Genomic DNA, 1,118 nt, shown 5'->3' with positions numbered 1-1,118 from the left:
TAAATCTTTATTATCGTTATAAAACTTGTGGAAAAATTTCTCATTTGTTGCAGTTTTTCCTGATCTTGTCCCTGTATCAGCAAAGAATTCATCTGTTCTCAATTTTCAAAACAAATCATTTCTTTTATCTACAGTAGAAATTAACTTTGATTTTTGTTTATGACCTATCTTCTCTGAAGTAGTTGAATAACCATTTTTATTCAATGACTGATCAACAGTTACTAATTTATTAATAAATAGAGAACAAAAAGATCAAACATTACTTTCGTATTTAGGTTTTGCTTCTAAACTAGTTTTTGTATCTTTATAAGCAGTCTCACAAACTCTATTTAAATGTGTAGTGTTGTTTGCAGTGGTATCAGAAGTGTAAGCTTGTTTAATTCCTTTAAATTGTTCACTCAAATCATTTCATGAAGTATTTCAAAAGATATAGTTAAAGCTTCATTCCCATCAATCTTTATTTTCTGTTTTATTTGGATCAACTAAATAATCTCCATATGCATTTCCAAACTTTCCGCTTGCATAATTAGTTGAAAAAGTGCTTGTTTCTTTAGAAATAACTAAATGAACATCTGGCATATTAGGTATTTTGGTAAAAATGGTTGAAACACCATAACCTCCAGAAGCTATCAATATAGCGCCAGTTCCTGCTGCAGCTGCTTTTGTTAATGCCATTGTCTATTATGCTTTTACACTAAATGTATCTACTAAATTAGATGGAACTTGTTTAGAAACAGAACACAATTCTCAAAATTCTCTCCATTTTGCATCATCTCCAGATGTCATAGAAGTAGATACATCATCATACTTTGATTTACACTTTTCTTTAAGGTCTTTAACAGCTTCATCTAATTTCTCTCTTACTGTTTGTGCATTTGGATTATCTTTTTTCTTTTCGGTTTTATAAGCTGTGATCTTGCTCTTCAAATCTGTCTCGAAAAAACCTCCGGACAAAAAATTCATTGGTTCTTGTTTAGCTAAATCCAAAACTCTTTCTTCTCAAAAGAAATTATTTCTTTCAGCTAAAGTAGACATCAATTTATCTGCATTCTTGTAACCATATTTAGATTTATCTCCTGTACCAGAATATTCACCATTATTTTTCAAAGAAGACGGTG

The 1,118-nt window shown here is 30.1% G+C and carries 2 protein-coding genes; both read right to left on the bottom strand.

Annotated features, from left to right (window positions below; translation table 4 throughout):
* Positions 1-675, bottom strand: a 675-nt coding sequence (locus H6411_RS05825; RefSeq protein ID WP_216083712.1) for a hypothetical protein, incomplete at its 3' end; no start/stop codon positions are given.
* A 6-nt stretch (positions 676-681) separates the two neighbouring features.
* The coding region (locus H6411_RS05820; protein WP_216083711.1) for a hypothetical protein at positions 682-1,118 on the bottom strand (437 nt) is incomplete at its 5' end.

The organism is Candidatus Mycoplasma haematohominis (assembly GCF_902712995.1).
Taxonomy (GTDB): Bacteria; Bacillota_I; Bacilli_A; order Mycoplasmatales; family Mycoplasmoidaceae; genus Eperythrozoon_B; species Eperythrozoon_B haematohominis.
Note: the sequence above shows the minus strand (reverse complement) of the source record. Positions and strands in the feature narration are given on the sequence as shown.